General features: G+C 46.7%; 21 protein-coding genes and 1 riboswitch. Of the genes, 11 read left to right on the top strand and 10 right to left on the bottom strand.

The genetic code is table 11. The features are described 5' to 3' along the window. Positions 1–34: 34 nt before the first annotated feature. Together EKM89_RS01985 and EKM89_RS01980 are read left to right on the top strand one after the other, a co-directional pair. Positions 35–1,336: an MFS transporter gene (locus EKM89_RS01985; RefSeq protein ID WP_125685485.1), complete on the top strand. Its 1,302-nt coding sequence runs from the start codon at positions 35–37 to the stop codon at positions 1,334–1,336. Positions 1,337–1,395: 59 nt separating this feature from the next. Continuing rightward, a complete protein-coding gene (locus EKM89_RS01980) occupies positions 1,396–2,625 on the top strand; it encodes an MFS transporter (protein WP_125685484.1) in 1,230 nt (409 codons plus the stop codon). Positions 2,626–2,821: 196 nt separating this feature from the next. Here EKM89_RS01980 and EKM89_RS01975 read toward each other — a convergent pair whose 3' ends face one another. Continuing rightward, positions 2,822–3,388, bottom strand: coding sequence for a hypothetical protein (locus EKM89_RS01975; protein WP_164510482.1), 567 nt, complete (start codon positions 3,386–3,388; stop codon positions 2,822–2,824). Between the two features lie 14 nt (positions 3,389–3,402). On the opposite strand from EKM89_RS01975, the gene EKM89_RS13990 reads away from it, so the two are divergent. Further along, complete coding sequence (locus tag EKM89_RS13990) at positions 3,403–3,642, top strand: hypothetical protein (RefSeq protein WP_164510481.1); 240 nt, start codon at positions 3,403–3,405, stop codon at positions 3,640–3,642. Between the two features lie 23 nt (positions 3,643–3,665). Next, positions 3,666–3,902, top strand: coding sequence for a TetR-like C-terminal domain-containing protein (locus EKM89_RS01970; RefSeq protein ID WP_164510480.1), 237 nt, complete (start codon positions 3,666–3,668; stop codon positions 3,900–3,902). A 135-nt stretch (positions 3,903–4,037) separates the two neighbouring features. Here the strand turns inward: EKM89_RS01970 and EKM89_RS01965 are convergent, their stop codons facing one another. Next, positions 4,038–4,223 (bottom strand): hypothetical protein, encoded by a 186-nt coding sequence (locus EKM89_RS01965; RefSeq protein ID WP_125685481.1) that lies wholly within the window; start codon positions 4,221–4,223, stop codon positions 4,038–4,040. Positions 4,224–4,901: 678 nt separating this feature from the next. On the opposite strand from EKM89_RS01965, the gene EKM89_RS01960 reads away from it, so the two are divergent. Beyond that, complete coding sequence (locus EKM89_RS01960) at positions 4,902–5,792, top strand: helix-turn-helix domain-containing protein (RefSeq protein WP_125685480.1); 891 nt, start codon at positions 4,902–4,904, stop codon at positions 5,790–5,792. Positions 5,793–6,148: 356 nt separating this feature from the next. Here EKM89_RS01960 and EKM89_RS01955 read toward each other — a convergent pair whose 3' ends face one another. The 4 genes from EKM89_RS01955 to EKM89_RS01940 form a co-directional block, all read right to left on the bottom strand. Next, positions 6,149–6,655, bottom strand: a complete 507-nt coding sequence (locus EKM89_RS01955; RefSeq protein WP_125685479.1) for a DUF3278 domain-containing protein — start codon at positions 6,653–6,655, stop codon at positions 6,149–6,151. Positions 6,656–6,659: 4 nt separating this feature from the next. After that, entirely contained in the window at positions 6,660–6,848 is a 189-nt protein-coding gene (locus tag EKM89_RS01950) for a helix-turn-helix transcriptional regulator (protein ID WP_125685478.1), read from the bottom strand. 263 nt (positions 6,849–7,111) lie between these two features. Next, entirely contained in the window at positions 7,112–7,945 is an 834-nt protein-coding gene (locus EKM89_RS01945) for a hypothetical protein (RefSeq protein WP_125685477.1), read from the bottom strand. Between the two features lie 504 nt (positions 7,946–8,449). After that, positions 8,450–9,115: a Fic family protein gene (locus EKM89_RS01940; RefSeq protein ID WP_225421793.1), complete on the bottom strand. Its 666-nt coding sequence runs from the start codon at positions 9,113–9,115 to the stop codon at positions 8,450–8,452. 744 nt (positions 9,116–9,859) lie between these two features. Between EKM89_RS01940 and EKM89_RS01935 the strand changes: the two genes are divergently transcribed. Next, on the top strand, positions 9,860–10,780 hold the full coding sequence (locus tag EKM89_RS01935) for a restriction endonuclease (RefSeq protein ID WP_125685476.1): 921 nt from the start codon (positions 9,860–9,862) through the stop codon (positions 10,778–10,780). Positions 10,781–10,861: 81 nt separating this feature from the next. On the opposite strand, the gene EKM89_RS01930 is transcribed toward EKM89_RS01935, so the two are convergent. From EKM89_RS01930 to EKM89_RS14395, 3 genes are all read right to left on the bottom strand, one after another. Further along, positions 10,862–11,407 (bottom strand): DUF1097 domain-containing protein, encoded by a 546-nt coding sequence (locus tag EKM89_RS01930; RefSeq protein WP_125685475.1) that lies wholly within the window; start codon positions 11,405–11,407, stop codon positions 10,862–10,864. 197 nt (positions 11,408–11,604) lie between these two features. Further along, on the bottom strand, positions 11,605–11,949 hold the full coding sequence (locus EKM89_RS14400) for a type III toxin-antitoxin system ToxN/AbiQ family toxin (RefSeq protein ID WP_404819950.1): 345 nt from the start codon (positions 11,947–11,949) through the stop codon (positions 11,605–11,607). Continuing rightward, the gene (locus EKM89_RS14395; protein WP_125685474.1) at positions 11,915–12,085 is read right to left on the bottom strand and encodes a type III toxin-antitoxin system ToxN/AbiQ family toxin; all 171 of its coding nucleotides are present in this window, start codon (positions 12,083–12,085) and stop codon (positions 11,915–11,917) included. The genes EKM89_RS14400 and EKM89_RS14395 overlap by 35 nt, the downstream gene beginning before the upstream one ends. Before the next feature lie 296 nt (positions 12,086–12,381). Next, positions 12,382–12,478: riboswitch (TPP riboswitch) on the top strand. 67 nt (positions 12,479–12,545) lie between these two features. On the opposite strand from EKM89_RS14395, the gene thiW reads away from it, so the two are divergent. Continuing rightward, the gene (gene thiW, locus EKM89_RS01915; RefSeq protein ID WP_125685473.1) at positions 12,546–13,055 is read left to right on the top strand and encodes an energy coupling factor transporter S component ThiW; all 510 of its coding nucleotides are present in this window, start codon (positions 12,546–12,548) and stop codon (positions 13,053–13,055) included. Between the two features lie 216 nt (positions 13,056–13,271). Here the strand turns inward: thiW and EKM89_RS01910 are convergent, their stop codons facing one another. Next, positions 13,272–14,282 carry a LacI family DNA-binding transcriptional regulator gene (locus EKM89_RS01910; RefSeq protein WP_125685472.1) on the bottom strand — a complete coding sequence of 337 codons (1,011 nt, stop codon included), beginning with the start codon at positions 14,280–14,282 and terminating at the stop codon, positions 13,272–13,274. A gap of 649 nt (positions 14,283–14,931) precedes the next feature. Between EKM89_RS01910 and EKM89_RS01905 the strand changes: the two genes are divergently transcribed. The 4 genes from EKM89_RS01905 to EKM89_RS01890 all read left to right on the top strand — a co-directional run bounded on the left by EKM89_RS01905 (position 14,932) and on the right by EKM89_RS01890 (position 19,749). Further along, on the top strand, positions 14,932–15,888 hold the full coding sequence (locus EKM89_RS01905) for an NAD(P)-dependent oxidoreductase (RefSeq protein WP_125685471.1): 957 nt from the start codon (positions 14,932–14,934) through the stop codon (positions 15,886–15,888). A 436-nt stretch (positions 15,889–16,324) separates the two neighbouring features. Continuing rightward, entirely contained in the window at positions 16,325–17,326 is a 1,002-nt protein-coding gene (locus EKM89_RS01900) for a hypothetical protein (RefSeq protein WP_125685470.1), read from the top strand. 15 nt (positions 17,327–17,341) lie between these two features. Then, positions 17,342–18,874, top strand: coding sequence for an FGGY-family carbohydrate kinase (locus EKM89_RS01895; RefSeq protein ID WP_125685469.1), 1,533 nt, complete (start codon positions 17,342–17,344; stop codon positions 18,872–18,874). Then, complete coding sequence (locus tag EKM89_RS01890; RefSeq protein WP_125685468.1) at positions 18,871–19,749, top strand: L-ribulose-5-phosphate 3-epimerase; 879 nt, start codon at positions 18,871–18,873, stop codon at positions 19,747–19,749. The genes EKM89_RS01895 and EKM89_RS01890 overlap by 4 nt, the downstream gene beginning before the upstream one ends. Positions 19,750–19,926 lie beyond the last annotated feature (177 nt).

Below are 19,926 nucleotides of genomic sequence, written 5' to 3'. Positions count from 1 at the left end.
TCGTTTGTTTGTAAATTGGGTTAAAGAATCAAAAATGATTTTAAAACAACCGCCATTTCCAACCCTTAACTATAATGAGACGTGTTATGGGGATCCGGTTAGTTATTTTTGGCGTAAATCAAAACAAGCCATCGACAGTGAGGAGCTGATTCAAATTCCAAGAATATTTTACGTATTATTAGCAGGCGAGGCGACCTCGCGTTTAGGAAATAACTTTTTTGATATTGCCATCATGATTTACTTGTACAAGGTAACAAGCAATTCAGTCGTGATTGGGTTGGTATCGGGACTATTTAACGTGCTAGTTTTACTGAATTTGATCACCGGATTCTTAGCGGATAAGTATCTGAAGACGCGGATCATGCAGATTGTGGATGTTGCCCAGGCCGTATTGATGTTTGTTGCAGCAGTCCTCTACTTTGGCAATGACGTCACGGTCTTTACTATCGTTGGAATTTCCTTTCTGTCTAAAATTATGGGAACCTTTTTTGATCCGGCCGAAGACGCTCTGATCCCGCAGGTTATTGCTGCGGATCATTTAAGCCAGGCAAACGGGCTGAACCAGGGGCTACAGATGATCACACAAATCATCGGAATGTTGCTGGGTGGAGTTTTGGTGACACTTCTGCCGATTGCGTCGTTTGCACTGATTAACGGTGCCACCTTCTTGGTTTCACTGGTCTGTCTAACAATCGTTAATCATGTCTTACATGAACAGATTGTGGTGGAAAATGACGAAACGACTCTGGGTAATTGGTATGACGGCATTGTCTACGTTGCACATCATCAAGTGCTCCGGATTATTATTCTCCTTGCGATGATTGTGAATTTGACGTTGGGGCCCATTATGGGATTGGACGTGGCGTGGATTCGGGGGACATTGCACGCAAGCTCCTTTATGTATAGCGTCTCTCAGGTCACGTTGATGGTGGGGATCATCCTGGGGAACGTACTGGTCAACTTAGTGAAGTGGTCGTTGAAGCATAAGCTGTTGTTTTCACTGACAATGATGGCAACGGCGGTTTTGTTGATGGCGTTGATCCAGAACCTCATCGTGACGCTGCTGATGATGGCCGTAATTGGGATGGCCGGTGGCTTTCTGAATGTGTCAGTCTTTACGCTGATTCAGACGCGAACGCCGGGCCATGTGTTGGGTAGAGTAAACGGCGCCATGTTGGCTGGCTCAAATGTCTCCTTGCCACTGGGGATGATGTTGGGTGGTCTCTTGTCGGGCATCGTCAGTATCGCAGTGGTCTACATTGTCGGTGCGGCGATTACGTTGTTGGCAACGCTATTGATTGTGCGCGTGGATTTTGCGGAAGAAACGGCGAGTTAAATGGCTGCGGTAAGCGGTCACCGACGAATTTCGGAGATTGAAAAGAGGCACGCCAATGTATGGATAAAATCAAACGAGTCATCGTCAGCGATTTTCTCGGCACGCTAACAGTCAGTGCCCTCATGACTTATAGTTACTGGTATCTGTACCAGGAAACGCGTAGTCAAGCCGTTATTTCCATACTGGGAACCTTTTCGATGGTGATGTTACTATTCGCCTTTATCGGGGGTTATGTGGTCGATCAGCACAGTAAGATTCAGTTGCTACGGGTGATTGCGACGATGCGGCTGGTGATTATGGGGTGCGGTGGTCTGGTTGTCTTAATCTGGCACCAAGGAACGACCATTTTATTTATAATTGTCATGGTAAATGCCTTACTGGGCGTGGTCTACGGACCGTTAACGGAGTCTGTCGCGCCAGCGTTGATTACAGATGATTCGACGCTATTTACCGCGAATTCATGGGTTGCGGCTGCGAACCAGGTTTCCTCGATTGCTTCATCTGCATTGGCTGTCTTACTGGTGTATGTGAAGGCACCGGCGCTGGCATTAGGCGTGGCATTTCTAGCGCTGACCCTCTCTGTGATGGCACTCAGTCGGATTGCAAATGATTCCGCACCGGTGAAGCGAGAACGGTTAGCCATTCGTGAAACGCTACGAGACTTCGCTCAAGGAATCCACCTGGTCGTCCGTAATCCCGTGATTAGCTGCATGGTTCCGGTGGCCCTGCTAGCAAACTTTGGCTATTGGTCGATTTGGCTGCTGATGCCAAAATTCAGTGTTGATATCTTTGGTCGGTATCCGTTTGTGTATAACCTGATTGATATCACGCTGACCGTGGGCGGAATTGCTGGAGCGACGCTTTTTTCTAAATTTCAGCGGGCAGGATTATTTGCAAAATGGTATCCCTTTTTGTTGTTGGGACAAGCAGCCATGATGCTTTTATTGGGACTCAGTGGTCGGGGTAATCCAACACTGGGGCATGTGATATTGGTGGGTGTGGCTTGGCTGGGATATGGGTTTTTCAATAGTATTTCAGCCATTATTTACTTTTCAATCGTCCAATTGTCGGCCAAAAAGGATAAAGTCGGGTTGATTACTGGTGCGGTCTTAACGCTCTTCTCAATTGCCAATCCGATAGCGGCCGTAGTGAGTGTGCCGTTGACCCATTTAGCAACATTACCGGTACTGATTGTCGGCTTGGGTGGCGTGATGTTATTGGCGACGATTCCAGCATTTAGTCCGCGATTCTTGCGGGTACTGAAACGGTTCGATTCACAGGAACCATGAGGGCGACCGCATTCTGGTCCACGGTATCAGTGGCGGGATTGACCAGCCACTTTCTTAAATGCGAATAGCAGATGGCGTCAGTATTTACAAAAGTGAGAATACATCAAAACGGCCGCAGACATTGTACTTAGTCTACGGCCGTTTTGATATAGCGATTCAACTGCTTACTGACAAGAATCTGAGCAACTGTTCACCGCTAATCATTGTGACGGAATTTGAAGACCGGGACGATCAGCAAGGCCGCAAAGGGTAACCAACTCAGTGCGCCAAAGACATTTAGAAACGCGTGGTTTAATTGGTGCTTGAGTGTTTGTCGGATTTCGTGAATCAACTTGGTTAATTCCTGGTTGATTTGGTGAATCTTGTGGTTGATTTTTTGATTGACCGCAAGGGAGATCGTGTGGTGAACCTGTTGCTTCATGACCTGTGGGATTGCCGTGGGTGTAACTTGCTTTTGCGTTGCTAGTTGACGCAGGGCTTGCTGATAAGCTTGTTCCGTCTTTTGATGCCGAGTGGTAGCTGAAATGGTAACCGTTGTGGGAGATAGCTTAGCGTTCGTTGATGTGACGGTCGTGCTGTTAGGATTGAGCTTTCGTTGGAGCTTGTCAGATAGCCGGTGTTGTTGACTCGTGGTGACGTTAGCCAATTGACTCACACGGGTTTGGGCATTAGCCAATGTGTGCTGCTTAGCCTGAGTTACGTTGCTCGTCAGTAAGGTTGTGAATACGGTGATGGCGAGAACCATCACCACTTGCCGGAGCACGTTAGCAACACTTTGTGAACTGGTTAGGCGGGCACCGTGGAAGTCAGCTACCGCCAGAATATTTGCCGTCGCGGCGAACCTTCTATCGGGCATTCCGGGATAAGGATGACTTACTGGATTACTATGATCGTGAAGTGGGGCAACGTTATTTGACAGCGTTACAGCAGATTACGCCACAGAAGATGGTGTTTAAAGAGGTGTTGACGTATTTTTTCACGTTCTGGTGGGGGAACGCAAACAGATTCGTTTACTGATCAAGCGGGGGCTATTTAGTCGAATGTTGGCCAAGATTACCCCTATGGCTAGTGAGATTTATCGTGTATTTCCAGCACCGTGGCACATCACTGGCTCGCCGACCGAGACGGACTATATCATGAGTTTTGCGGCGGGGGGCTTTTGGAACGTTTTAAATCAATGGCTGGTGCGCAATCAGCCGGAATCACCGGCAGAAATGGCGACACTGCTGATGGCGGGATTAAAGCGCTTAGGGGAAGCGGACGATGGCGGTCACTAAGTGTTAAGCGATTCGTAAAGCCAATTACCGGGCGTTCATCATAGTTATCAGAATAGCGTAAAAACACATGACAAGCTCAGTCAGGCTAGTCATGTGTTTTTGTGAATCGTTTATTTTACAGGAACACTAGTCCTGCTAGCAGTGTGTAGCTGACGCGCCAAAAGCTAATGGGCCGCCCAAAAGAACCCGAGGACAAAAGCCACCGCCAGCGCCATTAGGACCAATCAGCCCGGTAATGCTCCCGGGTTGAAGGCTAAAGGTGGCGTCTGCCACGATTTTCTTATGGCTGATATAGGTGTTTACGTTTTGTACATCGAGCATGTAATCGTCCTCCTAGTCGTTGTTAGTTACGCACTTTAACTAACTCTACTGTCGGTCATTGGGCGGGTTGCAAACAAGCAATTCGTAACGGCCATTCCGCAAATAGAAAGGAAGATTCGCGCAACTTAGAGTTTCGCAAGTGGGCTGAGCGACTGGTACTAAAGCATTCTAATGGGTTGCATTGAAATAGGGCACGGATTAACGAAAAAGTGATTTTTACAAATGAATAAGGTTGAATAGTAATCCGAGAAGTCATTATTTGCTGTGTCAATTGATTAAATGAATAATCTTGTAAGGCAACAAAATAGGGTTCAGATGAAGTGCCCCCCAAGGTTGGAACTTCTGTCCAACCTTTGGGGGGGCACGAGGGTTAAGTTTAATTTGGATTTGAGACCCAAGATGGTCATCGCGCAGTATACCGTCACAGTTGGAAGGCCACCTCTTAATCTATTTGAGGCGGCGTAGGAGGTTACGTCGACACCAGGGGGGACTTAGTTCAGAATCTGGGTGCTAACTGAGCTGCACGTAAACTATTGTTAGACTACATGCAGTGATATACTAAAAGAAAGATAAGTACCCTCGAGAAAAGATACTGGGAGCAGCGTTCTGAGTATATAAAATGAGTCGGTCTGCACGGGCTATTTGAGTAATCACGACCGAAGAATAGGATTGATCAGCATGGACATCAAAAAGTTTGTGGCTCAGCGCAAAGCGTTGCGGCTATCACAAGTGAAATTATCTGCCGGTATCTGTACGCAGGCAACGCTGAGTAAATTTGAGCGGCAAGGGCGCGTGCCATCACTGGCCATTTTGGAACAACTCTGTGCACGCCTTGGACTGACGGTTGATGACCTCAACGAAGTGCAGGCAACTTCGGTCACGAAGATGCGGGAGCGGTTGGATAAGGTTGAGGAACAGTTGATGATGGAGGATTACCGTACGGTGTTGCAGTCCCTTGACGAAATCGACGAGACGGAGATTGATGCGATTCCGTTGAAAATGCAGTTCTACTATTTGCGCGGGATGCTGAACGCCCTGATCAATAAGAAGCCTGATGATATTCTTTTTGACTTTTCTCGTATTTTAAATGGATTCGATGAAAAGCACGAGACTATTTTTACGCAACTAGCTTACGTGGGTTCTGGCGTACTCTACGAGCGGCGTAAGCAACCAGCGAAGGCCAAATTTTACTTTACCAAGACGTATCGCTACGTGCAACGGGCGTTGGTCGATGCCCACGAAGAGGATGGCAATGACTATTTGCGCTTGCTAACACTGGTCTTTTACACGGCAGAGTTTTACGCCCTGGCCGGAGATTTTGTTACCAGTAATGACTTGATTAATGCCGGCGTCCTACTGTGTTCGGACAAGCACGTGACTTACTACTTGCCGCGGTTGAAATTCTTGGCGGCGGAAAACGCCATCAAGCAGCATCAAGATGATGATGCCATTCAGCGTTTGATGAACGAGGCGTTGGCCTTCGCTCGCATCAATCATAACGAAGTGGTCGAGATCAAGGTGGGGGCTCTGCGGAGCCGGTATGAGCAGGCGGCAAGTGAATCCGAATAGATGCGCTGAAGGGTTTGCTGATTAGATTGAAAATTAAAAAATCTGAATGTAAAAGAACCATCAGAGTGGGGGATACGCCTGCTTTGATGGTTCTTCTTAGTGGTCTAAGGCAAGTTAAAATGTTCATGTTGTTTTCAGTAGAAGTTATCACCGCTAAACGAGTTGAAACAGGCGCACGCCGGCTACCAGGAATTTCGCTGGCTGTGGGGGACGCCGCCAACCAAAGGACGGACTTCCGGCTCGCCTGAAAGCTGCCAAATTCATGCGTCTTTCAGGTCATCTCACGATGTAAGCTGAGCGGGTGTGCGCAGATACTTTCGTTTACGCTAAAACTAGCGTTGTTTTTTAAGCCGTACCTAGTTGGTAATTCCCATGGTGATACCAAGAAGGATTCCCGTTAGGACTGCGGTTTTGATGTTACGCAGTGAGGTCAATCCACCGACAAAACTGGTATTATCAAAGATTGAATTGAGAATCACTTGCATGAGGTAGAAGAAAACGAAGCCGTAGAGACTACTCCCCAAAACCCGTTTCAAAATGTTTTTCCGTGCGGCCGGTAAGTTGCGGATATCGACTTCATTATCGGTGAGGTGCGCGCGCCGGCTAGCTGTCATGAGGTAGGGACAGATGATGATGCCGACAAAGATGATATTGAAGAAAATTAAGCCTAGTAGGGCATTCTCGGGTGATTTGGTCGCCCACACCCCAGCGATGATCGACGGAATCAGCAGCGCTGGCAGACACAGTAGCATCACATTAGTCCCGATACGATTGGTTTCTTGGCGCTTGTACTCGTCAAAGTCCCCGGAAATATTGAAAAAGTGTTTCACAACGCGATCACGTAAACTTCCCCCGTTTTTCATGATATTATTCCTCCCAGAATAGACGATTTAGGTCCGTATGGAGGGTTTTAGCAAGCCGTAAGCATAAATCGAGTGACGGATTGTATTTGTCATTTTCGACCAGGTTAATGGTTTGACGGGCAACGGCCACTTGTTGGGCAAGTTGATACTGGGTCAAGCCAGCAGCTTTCCGGAATTCTTTGACACGGTTCACGCAGGTCGCCTCTTTTAAAATGTTAGATATATATGACATTTTTTAGTATAGGCCCGTAGTCACTTGGTGTCAATTATATATGACATTTTGAATTTAAAAACCGCGCCTGCTTTGTACTTGCAGAACGCGGTTAGCTTAAAGTCTGCCCCATAGACCAAAGGCAAGTGGTACGAGGAGCGTTACGGAGTGATCTAATAGTTAGCAAGACCTGATCGTCAATGGGTAAGGGCACTGTCCCTGTCAATCAGGAGTCGGATTTGTTTTTAGTATATTGTATCCTCAGCAATTGGCGTGAAGGTCGTTTTACTGCCTAATTTATACAGACTGTAGTAGGTTCCTGGTATGTCATCGTCTGAGAAACCAGCCCGGTGTTGTGGTTGATGTAAGTTTCTTACGGTCAGCCGATACTGTTTCTGGCCGTGCTGTGTCACGTGTTTCAGCGTCAATCCTTTGATCTTTTTACTGAAATAGTAGTAGCGGGTTGACCCGCTCACCTGGACGCGCTTGATTTTAGCCGATTGTGTTGGTCTAGGCGTGGTGGTTCCATTGGCGGCCACGTACTTGTGGATTTCTAGGTAGCCATCTGAGGTAAATTGAAACTCCTGGGTGGTCGTGCTTTTAGCGATTGCGGATTTACCACCAAGGTAAAAGTCCCCATAACTCCAAGTTGGCAAGGATACCGGCCGCTTAACTTTCTTGAAGGCTTGCGGACTGACTGAAAGGTTCTGCACACTAGGAACGTAACCAGGATGCTGCGTAAATGCTGTCTTCAAAACGTGGTAGCTTAACTCGTTACGCAGATTGATCCACAGCGTTTGGTCCTTACTGTTCAAGTTGATCTTTCGACCGGAAACAACTGTGTTTTTGGGAATCTTGACGGTCTTCGTCGCATAAGTGCCATCCGTGTGGTTCGCGGTGATCTTGATTGTCACGGCCTTTTTTGCACGGTAGAACGTATTCGTATGTAGGTATTCACGTGGTACCATGACCTTGCCAATCTTAACGGCAGATGACTTGGCCTGAGCCTGGGTTCCCAGACCAGCCGCACCTACTGTGAAGGCTGCGATAATTAGGCATAGTGTCGTGCTTATTTTCATTGGTGAGTCTCCCCTTTTTACGCGTAATTGCTAGTTACGACAAATTCATCCCGGAAATGAAGCGGCATTAGATATATGTTAACTATCGCGCAAATTCAGTTAAATTGCGAAAGTATATTTATCCCCGAGTGTGGATGCCAAGTTAGCCACGGAAATTGAACAGTACTTCTTGTCGCTGTCGAATCGCACGGTCTGGGTCATTTCCCATACTAATCATGCGGCGGTTGCCGGATTGTTCGATTTTCAGCCGAATCTGGCGTAAGCGGATAAGTGAAAGAGAGTGGGACATCAGGCGATTAGGTTGCGAGCATTAACGTGATAGCAGGGATTATGCCTGATTCTGGCATGATTTTGGCTAGCGGGTTAAGCGCAACAAACTGCCTTATGGCGCACGTTTCGGCACTATAGTGGCATAAACAAAAGTTGCTCCTTTTAGAATCGTTAGATTCTGAAAGGAGCAACTTTTTGAGTTATGTCCCAGACCCTTTTGCTGATTAGAGAGATTTAGTTTTCGGCAATGCCAAATACGCAATTGTCATAGAGCCACTGTTTTAAGCTAGTGTCGTGACCGGAGCGGCAGTGTTTTTGTAGTTGTGAACGATACCAATGCATTTTATTCTCTGGAATGGCTAGGAGGCCGGCACCAGCTTGGACCATTAAAGCATTGGCCGCGACGATGGCGGTGCGCTTGTTGCCATCCATGAAGAGCTGCCAACGCGAGAGATAGAGATTCAGGTTGAGCGCTCTTTCGGTCGCAGTTGCGGAACTAGTTAGAATATTGACCAGTTCTTGTTGCGTGCGCTGGGGCTCAGGGAGTGGGGGAAGCCAGATGTCATTAGTTAAAGCGACTTTTACGTCTTGACTACGAAGCATACCAGTACCTGGTTGACCACCCTTAACGATCTGATTAATTGTTAAAATGTCAGTGTAATTGAAGTTAGTTTTCAGATTTAGAACGTATTGAAATGCACGCTTTAAATGAATAATTGTTACGACATCTTCCGGTTTAGCATTTTGAAGCGACTCATTATTTAAAATACTTTCAGTATCAAGTAGAGACGTCGAGAGGTTTTCAAATTTACCGGTCGTATAAATTAGTTGTACCAAATTTTGACTCATTAAGTTTTGTTCGGATATTGATGTCAGACGATACTTATCTGAGAAAGCCAATTATATCGATCCCCTTTCCAATTGAGCGCTGACTTATACTTGATTTTAGCATTGTTACAACACAATGTGTGTGGTAATTGGGATACGCATTGTATCGTAGCTGCCAGAGCGTATATTGCTGTGAGCGCTAGTATACGGGATAGGGGCAGTGGGGAGCATGAAGAAGATTCGAGCTTTAATGGAGTTTGACTTAGATAAGTAATATATTGATGGATTCTCTGTCTTCAAATAGATGGGGTAAAATCGAACGTGCACCAAATAGATCATTGAGAATTTTGGCAACATATTTCCCTTGGTTTTGATTATGAACTAGTTTTTCCAGAATAGTAGCAATAAGCTCTGATCGATATTGAAAATCATAAGCTGACTGTACATAGTTAATTGTGAATTGTTGAGATTGATTTTAAGTGTGAAGGCTGTTAGATAAGCCGGAAGTAAATTGACCATAAAAATCGTTGGTAAATTTGAGGTATAACTGATGCAGTTGTGTAATTACTTGTTCAATCATCACAACATTATCCACGCTTCCATCTAAAAAGGATTCAGTTCTGTTAGCTCAGCATAACACGACGGGTCACAGTGCCCAAGACAAATCGGCTTGTCCCTAAAGTGAACGATTAAGTAAAGGGCAAGTAAGTCGATTTAGATGACCGGGTTCACTGGAGTATGGGTTAGCTTTGACGTTATCTTCGTCTGAAATGATATACTGAAGCCAGTCAACTATATTGGGGTGGGGATGAAAGAATGAGCTATCAGAGACAACGGGTTTATGTTGCGATTCTTGACGCGTTAAATGGTGTTGGTGGAATTGCATCACGGGATAAGATCAAGTCGATTATTGCTGAGGACGAAACCAGTGGGATTAGTTATGAAGATGTGTATGATCCGGTGACGTCACGCTCAGGAAATGAATACGTTCCTTTTAATTTTGATTTTAACTTTGGTATTCGTGAGCTGGCGATGTTGGGCTATATTGAACAGTTTAAGCGCGGTGCAGATATTGTTTTAACTGAAAAAGGGCGAACTGCAAACTATACTCACGTTCCAAGTAAAGCGGAGCAGACCCTTATTGCGCAGTACTGGCACGACCACTCCAAGGTGAATAAGGCCAAGCAAACGGCGACTGAGCAGGTAAAAACGGCTGACAAGCAGGCGCTGGTGACGGCAGAAGATGGCATCGTTGATGACGATGATAGTGAGGATGAATGGCGAACGCTGTTATTGGCACAGTTGAAGCAATTTTCTCCGAAGAAATTTGAAAGCTTTGCCCGGTTATTGATCTCTAAGATGGGAGTCAGCATTGATTCTAAGATGGGAAAAGTGATGTCCGGCGACCATGGTATCGATGGTTTTGGTTACTTTGAATCAGATGATTTCAGAACCTCACGTGTCGCAATTCAGGCTAAACGTTATACGGATAGCGCGGTATCTGAACCGGAAATCGATAAGTTCAAGGGTGCGATGGATGGTTTTAGTGCCGAGTATGGCATTTTTATCACGACGACCTATTTCACACCGAAAGCTAAGGAAAAAGCCGTCAAAGGTAATCGATCGGTGACCTTGATCGATGGTCGCCGGATTACAGATTTAGTCGAGCAGTTTCGGTTGCATATTGAGCCAGTCCAAACCTATCACTTGGATGACTATTACTACGAAGAGGATTAATAAAAAGAGAATGAACCGTAGCGCCACATAACGTGGCACGGTTCATTCTCTTTTTAATTTGTATTCATTTATTGTGAATTTTTATTCATTTTTAGCAGGCTCAGCAGTAATCTTTTCTGCTGGCTTCTTTTCTGGGAAGAAGTGGAACATGATTTGATTGAACAGATCTGATGCGTAGCCAATCACGAAAATTCCGAGCAGCATGGAGGCGTAGAGCTGAAAAACGAAGAGGGACCAGCTGTGAATGGAAATGTTGGTGATAATCAGCATGGTCGTTCCCCAGGCAATCAGCCAGGCCGGGACGATGGTGAATTTCATAATGGTCCCTTGGAGGAATAACACCACGAAGGTCAGGAAGCCAAACATAATTGAGCTGGCCCAGAGTCCACTGAGAGCAGGAATTTGCAGAAGGCGAAAGGCAATCAGTCCCCAGGCAATGCCGAGAGCAAAACTGACCAGGATGTTCCAGAGCTTATCCTTGGGGAAGCCGGCACCGAAGAAGTAGGAGACGGCTACGAAGGCAGCAGACCCCATCCAGAGGGAGAAACCACTCATAATCAAACTATAGACCAGGGTGAACAATCCCACCCCAATTGCATCGAACCAGACTTTTTTACTAATTTTCATGATACGGCCCCTTTATTAAGCGTTTACATAACTATCGTATTCCATAGTTTAAATGATTTCGGTAAACCGCGCAAGGGCTTTAGGTAAAACGTTGTAATAAAGTTTGAAATTGCGTATAAAAGAAGCGTATGCATATGCTTAGTCTTAAACGCTAAGTGTATGGATACGTTTCTTTATTAGATGCGTTATTTTTAAGGCTAGAAATCCAGATATTTGTGTTCGAGGAGTCTAAAATCCAAGCACATTTGGTTGAAGAAGGGAATCTTGGCGGATAAGCGTTTATGGTACACACTTAGAGCTTTTTGCAAGATACGCTGGTGGTTGGATCTGGCGAAGTTTTGTTCTTTAATTAGTAAATCAAATTTTTGGGGAGACGAATTTTTTAAATGGTCCATATCGATCGGAATATAATTTCTAGTTGAGATAGGAATCATATCATTAATCAATAGAAAGCTAAGAATAGGACTATTTGACAAGGGAGACTTGCGTATGGTGAATGTGAGCCGATTATTTACTTTTTTTACCAGGTTTAGCTGTTTCAAATGGGGCAAAATAAGAATGATTATTTACCGTTAAGACGGGTCCAATATACGGACGGCGATTTTTATTCTGCAAAACACGATGGTCAAATTGTTGTAAGTAAGAGATATAGTGATTATCAACGTAAACTAGTCTCATAAGACCTCCATAGGGATGAATTTTGGTAAAAAAAAGGAGCCGACAGGCAGCTCCCTCTAATTTTAAGCTCTCACTTACGGTAGAGAATCACCAATTTACCTGATACCCACACTATACAGGATACCCATGAGAAATGCTAGGAATCAGGCGGACTTTCATTTCATCGGGTAATCGGTTCTGCGAAACGACTAAACGGCGTTACGATATCCAGCGAGCCAATCGTTTTGACCATGTATTAGTACAGATCGTCATGTGTTGCTTTCCCCACGTTAACCCGGTATAGTGGCGATAACTAAGAAAGACACTAGGGGTGCCCTATGGCTGAGATGGATGCGTCCAATCCCTTGGAACCTGTGAGTTAGTACTCGCGTAGGGAAGTGGCCGTTCCGCTGAAATTGGCGACGTCTCTACTCTACGTAGAGGACGTCTTTTTTAGAAATTGAAGCGGGGAGCGAAAGTTATGTCCAAGAAGATTTATCCAATGACGTTGACGGCCATGTTGGTGGCGTTGGCAGTTATTGGGGGGAGTTTGTTTTCATTTAATATCGGGGTGGCCAAGGTGGCGCCCGTGCAACACATGATCAATCTAATTTCAGGAGCCTTAGTGGGCCCCTGGTGGGCGTTGGCCCAAGCCTTTTTGACCTCACTGATTCGAAATATCATGGGAACCGGGACGGTCTTAGCCTTTCCCGGCAGCATGATTGGCGCCTTTCTGAGTGGTTGGTTGTTCCGACTGACCGGAAAATTGTTGGCAGCGGTCTGTGGTGAACTAATCGGTTCGGGAATCATTGGCGCCTTTGTGGCGTACCCAGTGGCCGCCTGGCTGATGGGAACGACCGGCGCAGTCTGGTTATTCCTGCCAAGTTTCTTCATGAGCGCCTTAGTCGGCGTTATCATCGGCTATGTGGTACTCAAGAGCGTGTGGTCACGGTTGATTGCACCACAATTGGACAAATTACAGGGGAAATAAAGACGTTTAAATCCTAAGCAGCGGAGTAGCCGAGATGGCTAACCTGCTGCTTTTTTGACGCGTTGCGGCCGGTAAGACGACTGGACAACGTGTCTAATTTTAGCCGCAGTATTGCTGTGACAACAGTCATACTGGTGTTTTAGAACTTTCAACCTTAGTTTAAGTACGAAAAAAGGTGCCAACAGTAAGCCTGCGGCACCTAAGACCTATTCAAAGTTAGAAGCTGTCCCGCACAATCAAATCGGTCGGAATCAATTTGACCTGAGGTTCGGGTTCGTTATCATACTGGGTCTCCAGTTTTTCCTTTAAGAGATCCATGGCAGCACAGCCGATGGCAAAGGAGTCTTGCCGCACACAACTGATGCCAGGATTCATCAACTGCATCCATTCGAACTCTTCGTAGGTCGCCACGCCAAAGTCCTCAGCATAGTTGTAGTTTAGCCGTTGGGCCGACTTTAGCAGTTGCAGTAGCGTCCGGGAGTTCATGGTGAAGAAGCCGATTTTTTTGTCACCCTTGTTGGCTAGAATGTTCTCTAAGGTCTGGTCGAAGTCACTACTCTTGTTGAGCGACGTATTATAAGGCACCGTGATCAGGTGGTCGTCGTTCAAATAATTCGTGGCGAGCTTAAATCCGGCGTAGCGGTTCAGCCGGGTGCTCACGCCGTCGAGTGGCCAACTCACGAAGTAGAGGTCATCGTACCCCTTGGCGACCATCTTCTTGACCATGGTGTCGACGGAATTCATGTTGTCGGTCACGATAGTATCAACCACGTTGCGGCGTGCTTGCCGGTCAACGATGACCGTGTAAGCATTGGACAATTGGTTGTAAATACTACTGTCGGGATTGACCGGGTCAATGATCAGGCCGGCGACTTCTTCCTCGCGCAGGCGGTTGATGTTTTCAACCTCCCGGCGCTCGTCATTATTCGAGTTGGTAAAGACCATCTTGTAGCCGTACTTTTCGCAGCGTTCGGATAGTCCGGAGATAACTGGTGAGGTGAATGGGTTTGTAATGTCAGCGACCGAAATACCAATCGTTTTATTTTCATTTTTAGCCAGATTACGGGCGGTCGTACTGGGATGATAATCCGTTTTACTGATGATATTCGCCAGTCTTTCACGAGTTGTGGCGGACATCTTTGCGTAGTTGCCGTTCAAAAAGTTTGAGACAGTTGCTGTGGAGACCTCTCCAAGCTTCGCAATGTCTTTAATGGTGAATTTTTCCAAAATGAGCCTCCACTAAGTTTCGTTATTATTACATCAGGATATAAGCTAGCCTGCGTTGGTCGCCTAGTAACGATTAACCAGGACTAAGATTAGTTAACATATGATTATTTTAGCATGCTTACGTACCTGGAAACGCTGTCAGAATACGATTTTACACTATTTTTTTGAGTTCGATTATTAAGTAAGTCTACCACTATACCAACTTTAAATACCATCGCGATGCACCTCGCCAGATACTTATCTTGTGAATTTAAGTTATGTAGTGGACTGTGAATATCGTGATGTGACGGGAATAGCAATCGCTTTCGATGGTACTTATGTTGTGAAATGGTAAAAGATTCACATTCAGGTACGAGAAGTGATTGACAAAACTGCGAGATAGCTATAGAATTCACTTGTAAGGTAGTTAAGCGCTTAACCACGTCTAAGATTACCACTAATTCATCACGGTAGCCATATTTTTTTACAAAAGGTTGAAACCGCTTGCTTCCAGCAATGCTATAGTTAGTGGGCTGGCGGTAGGTCAAATTCTTTATAAAAGAGATTAAGGCATGACAATTTGTTTTGTTAACCGTATTACTAGCGTGGCCATCTTAAATGTGCGTTATCCGCATTGAATTTAAAAAAATATTTCTAAGGAGAATACACCATGAGTAAAGCAAAAGTTTTAGTTACCGGAATCATCCCCGAAGAAGGTTTGACTGATTTACGCGCAGCCTTTGACGTCACTTACGACCCCGAAAAGGAATCCCGCGAATGGATCTTAAACAACTTAGCCAACTTTGATGGCTTGCTGTTAATGGGAACGAAGGCCGACCGCGAATTGATCGATGCCGGTAAGAACCTGAAGATCATTACGACTAACGGTGTTGGGTTTGACCACGTGGACATCGCCTATGCTAAAGAAAAGGGCATCGTCGTTTCTAACTGCCCAATGGGCGTCCGTGTACCAACTGCTGAAATGACCTTTGCTTTACTCTTGGCAACGGTTCGTCGCTTATTCTTCTACGACAAGGTTGTTCGTGAAGGTAACTGGATGGACGTTTCCGAAAAGAAGTACATGGGTATGAGCCTGCAAGGAAAGACCTTAGGAATCTACGGCATGGGTCGTATCGGTTCCGAAGTTGGTCGGTTCTGCCAAGCTTTGGGCATGAACGTTATCTACAACGACGTTCGTCAACTCGATAGCGACTTGGAAAAGAAGCTGGATGTGAAGTACGTTGACTTCGACACGTTAGTTAAGACGGCCGACGTTATCACGCTACACGCCCCAGCCTTACCATCTACGGTTGGTATCTTCAACGCTGATGTCTTCGGCAAGATGAAGAACACCGCTTACTTGATCAACGCTGCTCGTGGTGTCTTGGTTAAGGAAGCTGACTTAGTTGATGCCTTAAAGAACGGCGAAATTGCCGGTGCTGGTTTAGACGTTTTCGAAAACGAACCCAACGTTTCTGCCGACCTACGGGCCTTAGACAACGTCATCATGTCCCCACATGCTGGGACTGGGACTTTAGAAGCACGGATTGCCATTGCGCAAGAAGCTTCCAAGAACTTAATTTCATTTATTAACGATGGTAAAGCACTTAACCACGTAAACGCTTAGTCTTCGTGCAAAGGGATTGGGGGAGCTAAGCTTCGCCAATCCCTTTTGTCATTTCTTCGGCGGTCAGGGATGGCACTTGGTGGGGGAGACCCGAAGCCTGAGAAGTGATCTTCAGGGCGACCCGTATTTTAGGCAAGAACAGCCGGCTTAAGAACACCGACACGGGATTCTGTCCCTGATTGCCGCCGACTCAGATTAGCGAATTAGAAAATGACAGAGTTGGCGATGCTCGGCTGCCAATCCGTTTCCGGGCGAAGCCGATTCTATGGTAGAAATGGGTTACCGGCGACGTTATTGGTATGCCACTAATTTAGTTGACCAGCCAGTCAACGCGCACCACCCGTAATTGACATTTAAAATCAGAAACCGTAAGATAATACTCGACTATTGTTAACCGGTTAACTACAAAGAGAAAACACAAAATGGAGGAACAACTGTGAAATTCGATAAGATTTTTAAAGATGACTTAGATCACTGTTATGCAATCATGCGGTTACAACACGACGATAAAGACTATATCGTTGTGGCTTCCGAAGAAAAGAAGCCTTGCTACGCCTATGATTTGAACGATAATTTTGCCCGGACGACCGTTTGGCCCGACGTTGGGGGAACTATGACCATGGTCCAAATTCCTGGTACGTTGAACTTTTTAGCCACGCAACGATTCTACCCTGGTTTTAACTCTGCTGCCTGCCGGATCGTTAAGGAAACCTTTAACGGGACCGACTGGGACCAAACCATCGTGGGCGATTTCCCTTACGTTCACCGGTTTGATATCCTCCCTAAGTATGACGGTTCTGGCTACTGGTACGTGGGTTGCTCCATTGCCAACTCCAAGAAGGACGTTGATGACTGGACTGATCCTGGTAAGATCTGGGTCGGCGACTACAACGATGCTAACGAAACGGTCGATGACTTACACGCCCTTGATTTCCGTTTGACCAAGAACCACGGCTACAAGCGCATGGACGGCTATTCATTGATCACCGGTGTGCAAGGAATCTTCGAGCTCGTGCCACCAACCGCCGAAAAAGATTGGCAGTTAACGCAATTATCCGACGTTGAAACGTCCGACATCTTCAGTGCCGACATCAACCAGGACGGCGAACAAGAATACCTGACCATCGAAGGGTTCCACGGTCCTTATCTCCGGGTTTCGGACCATAACTTCAACACGATTTCCCGTAGTGAAGCGGATACGCCATTTGGTCACGCTATCTGGGGTGGTAAGTTAGGCGATCGCGATTACTTCATCTTCGGCTGGCGTGCTGGTAAGCAAAACCTTGAATTGATCACGAGCGACAAGTTAGACGCCCAATTGATCGATGAAAAAATGGGACCAAGTAACGTCACGGTCTACAACAAGGATGGTCAAACCTACCTGTTGTCTGCTAACCGTGAAGCTAACCAGGTCGCAGTCTACGCAATTAGTTTATAAGGAGTGTGGCTGAATATGGCAAGCTACTTTTTAACGATCGATAACGGCGGCACCAATACCAAAGTGGCCATCTTTAACGACCAAGGGGACCAACTCGCGGTCTCCGCATTTCCCACGAAAAACCGTGAACGCAAGGCGGGATTCCACGAAACGAACCTCGACGAGCTGTGGACGGCACTGGGAGCGGCGGCGCACGACGCGTTGACCAAGGCCCACTTAACGGGTGACCAAATTAGCGGAATTTCGACGGTCGGCCACGGGAAGGGGCTTTACGTCCTCGACCACGACCAGCAGATCTTCATGGATGGCATCTTATCGGCCGACAGCCGTGCCGAAAAACTCGCGACGACCTTTGAAAGTAGCGTTAGCGATATTTTTGCCATCAGTCACCAACACGTGATGTCGAGCCAAGCGCCGGTTATCTTACGGTGGCTTAAGGAGCACGAACCAGAAAACTATGCCAAGATTGGCGCGGTGTTGTCCAACAAGGACTTCATCCGGTTTCTGATCACGGGCGACGTTTACCAAGAAATTGGCGACGCGTCCGGTAATAACTTTGTCAATTTAGACACCGAGACCTACGACCAACGGCTCTTCGACTTCTTTGGTATTCCAGAAATGTTTGCTAAGATGCCCCAACTCGTGCACGCCACGGATCAGTGCGGGGTCGTCTCACCGGCAGCGGAAAAGATGACTGGCATCAAGGCCGGTACCCCCGTCTTTGGCGGGATGTTCGACATTGATGCCTGTGCCATTGCGACCGGCGTGTTGGACAACGATAAATTCAGTCTGATTGCCGGAACGTGGAACATGAACATCTTCCCCAACGAGACGATGGCGCCAGAAGACAGTGGTTTGATGAACTCGATTTTCCCGACCGGTAAGAAGCTGATCGAAGCATCGAGTCCTACCTCCGCCGGCAATCTGGCCATCATTATCAAGATGTTAATGACCGCCGAGACCCGAGACGCTGAGGCTCAGGGCAAGTCGATCTATGACGACCTTGAAGTGTTTCTCCAGAACACGGACGCGAATTTTGCCAAATTGATCTACTTCCCGTTCCTTTATGGGAGTAATACCGATCCCGAAGCAACCGGGTCCTTTATCGGTCTGCGTAGTAACACCACGAAGTCCGAAATGGTCCGCGCGGTCTACGAGGGGATTGCCTTTGCCCACCGTTATCACGTGCAGTCACTGTTGAAAGTACTGGGTCATGCGCCACAAGTCGTCCGGATGTCCGGTGGGGGCACGAATTCCCCTAGCTGGGTCCAAATGTTTGCGGATATCCTGAACCTGCCGATCGAGTTGGTCGAATCCAACGAACTCGGTGGCTTGGGTGGGGCGATCACCTCGGCTGTTGGCAGTGGTCAGTATGCGAGTCTAGAAGAAGCTGCGGGGAAGATGTCCCACGTTAAGGCACGCTTCGAACCACGCACTGACCAAGTTAAAATTTATGATAAAAAGTATGCCGCTTACGTGTCCTTATTGACGGCGTTAGACGGTAGTTGGAGCAATCTCAAGGCATTTCAAGAAGGAGCAGAACAGTGACAGTTAACGCATTAGGCATTTACGAAAAAGCATTACCCCAAGATCTAACTTGGAAAGAGAAGTTTAACTTAGTTCATGAATTAGGCTTTAACTTTTTGGAATTCTCTATCGATGAAAGTGACGAACGGTTAGCCCGCTTGGACTGGACGCGTGAGCAACGTGCCGACTTCAGAAATGCTATGTGGGAAACCAAGAGTCGCATCAACACCATGATGTTGTCCGGTCATCGGCGGTTTCCCCTTGGTTCCGCTGACCCCGCAATCCGCGCCAAGTCACTGGACATCATGCAAAAGGCCATCGACCTTGCCGTTGACCTGGGCATCAAGAATATCCAGTTGGCCGGTTACGACGTTTACTACGAAAAGAAGACGGTCGAAAGCCGCGAATACTTTGTGGAAAATTTGCGTAAGTGTGTTGCCATGGCCGCCAAGAAGCTGGTGACGTTGTCCATTGAAACCATGGATGACCCATTTATCAACTCTCTGACGAAGATCGCGCACTACAAGACTATGATCAAGAGTCCCTTCTTACAGGGCTACCCTGACCTGGGAAACATCAGCGCTTGGCCAGAAAACAACGTCGCAGAAGACCTGGAGAATAACTTGGAAGACGTTGCGGCTATCCATTTGAAGGATACGTTAGCCGTGACCCCAACGTTCAAGGGTAAGTTCAAAGAAGTGCCATTTGGCGAAGGCTGCGTGGACTTCGAGGGCTGTTTGCGAATGTTGGCTCGCCTGGACTATTCTGGGAGCTACACCGTTGAAATGTGGACGGGCACGACGGCCGACCCCGTTGGTGAGATCAAGAAGGCGAAACAGTTCTTCGACGACCTCTTCGCCAAAGTCGGGATTGAACAAGAAGCCATCGCTGACTAGTTTCGCAGTAGTTTGAGTGGGTGGCAGACATGCTGTCAATCATACTCACGGAAATTTAGCCATAGTTAAAAATGATTAAATAACTTCATATCGAACCACAGTTTGATTAAAATACGATTATCGCCGCAGGTCCTAGCGACCGCCGGCAATACACAGAAAATAAGGAGCGAACAAACT

Origin of the sequence: Levilactobacillus fujinensis (assembly GCF_003946335.1) — a bacterium.
Lineage (GTDB): Bacteria > Bacillota > Bacilli > Lactobacillales > Lactobacillaceae > Levilactobacillus > Levilactobacillus fujinensis.
The sequence above is the reverse complement of the archived record's forward strand: the minus strand, read 5'-3'. Positions and strand labels throughout refer to the sequence as shown.

What these genes read in the sequence shown, in the direction of transcription:
- EKM89_RS01985 (WP_125685485.1), top strand. Translation starts at nt 35, where the DNA reads ATGATTTTAAAACAACCGCCATTTCCAACCCTTAACTATAATGAGACG.
- EKM89_RS01980 (WP_125685484.1), top strand. Translation starts at nt 1,396, where the DNA reads ATGGATAAAATCAAACGAGTCATCGTCAGCGATTTTCTCGGCACGCTA.
- EKM89_RS01970 (WP_164510480.1), top strand. Translation starts at nt 3,666, where the DNA reads ATGTTGGCCAAGATTACCCCTATGGCTAGTGAGATTTATCGTGTATTT.
- EKM89_RS01965 (WP_125685481.1), bottom strand. Translation starts at nt 4,223, where the DNA reads ATGCTCGATGTACAAAACGTAAACACCTATATCAGCCATAAGAAAATC.
- EKM89_RS01960 (WP_125685480.1), top strand. Translation starts at nt 4,902, where the DNA reads ATGGACATCAAAAAGTTTGTGGCTCAGCGCAAAGCGTTGCGGCTATCA.
- EKM89_RS01955 (WP_125685479.1), bottom strand. Translation starts at nt 6,655, where the DNA reads ATGAAAAACGGGGGAAGTTTACGTGATCGCGTTGTGAAACACTTTTTC.
- EKM89_RS01945 (WP_125685477.1), bottom strand. Translation starts at nt 7,945, where the DNA reads ATGAAAATAAGCACGACACTATGCCTAATTATCGCAGCCTTCACAGTA.
- EKM89_RS01935 (WP_125685476.1), top strand. Translation starts at nt 9,860, where the DNA reads ATGAGCTATCAGAGACAACGGGTTTATGTTGCGATTCTTGACGCGTTA.
- EKM89_RS01930 (WP_125685475.1), bottom strand. Translation starts at nt 11,407, where the DNA reads ATGAAAATTAGTAAAAAAGTCTGGTTCGATGCAATTGGGGTGGGATTG.
- EKM89_RS14395 (WP_125685474.1), bottom strand. Translation starts at nt 12,085, where the DNA reads ATGAGACTAGTTTACGTTGATAATCACTATATCTCTTACTTACAACAA.
- thiW (WP_125685473.1), top strand. Translation starts at nt 12,546, where the DNA reads ATGTCCAAGAAGATTTATCCAATGACGTTGACGGCCATGTTGGTGGCG.
- EKM89_RS01905 (WP_125685471.1), top strand. Translation starts at nt 14,932, where the DNA reads ATGAGTAAAGCAAAAGTTTTAGTTACCGGAATCATCCCCGAAGAAGGT.
- EKM89_RS01895 (WP_125685469.1), top strand. Translation starts at nt 17,342, where the DNA reads ATGGCAAGCTACTTTTTAACGATCGATAACGGCGGCACCAATACCAAA.